The organism is Pseudomonas sp. SWRI111, from assembly GCF_014268555.1.
Taxonomy (GTDB): domain Bacteria; phylum Pseudomonadota; class Gammaproteobacteria; order Pseudomonadales; family Pseudomonadaceae; genus Aquipseudomonas; species Aquipseudomonas hamedanensis.
Map to the genome: position 1 here is coordinate 1 of NZ_JABWQQ010000059.1, position 533 is coordinate 533.

General features: G+C 58.9%; 1 pseudogene. It reads right to left on the reverse strand.

Features of this window, described 5'->3' with window-relative positions:
* Positions 1 to 533: pseudogene (locus HU755_RS26930) on the reverse strand (hypothetical protein); the annotation flags it as partial.

Here is a 533-nt window from a genome sequence, read left to right on the forward strand (position 1 = left end):
GTGCTGGTCTCGACAATCACATCGTTGACGTTGTCGACATGGTAGGTGTCATTGCCCAGGCCGCCGGTCATGGTGTCGGCACCGAGGCCGCCGTCGAGGACGTTGTTGTCGGCGTTGCCGAGCATGATGTTGTCCAGGCTGTTGCCGATCATGGTGAACGCACCGGCGCCGGTGACCAGGAAGTTTTCAACATTCTGCAGACTGGCCTGCCTCAGGTCGACAACACTGGTCTGTGCGGTTGCGGCGTAGGTGATGTTAAGGACATCTGCGCCTTCATTGGCGTTTTCCACCAGAAGTGCCAGTTCTCCGGCTTGATCGATGTTGTAGGTATCGTTGCCGGCCCCGCCGATCAGCGTGTCCAGACCTGCGCCACCAAAGAGGGTGTTGTTGCCGGCGTTGCCGATCAGTACGTTGTTACCAGCGTTGCCGAAGGCCTTGAGATTGTCGGTACCGGTGAGCGTCAGGTTCTCCAGATTGGCGCCCAGGGTGTAGGAGACCGACGCCATGACGGTGTCGATTTCATTGGCCAGGGT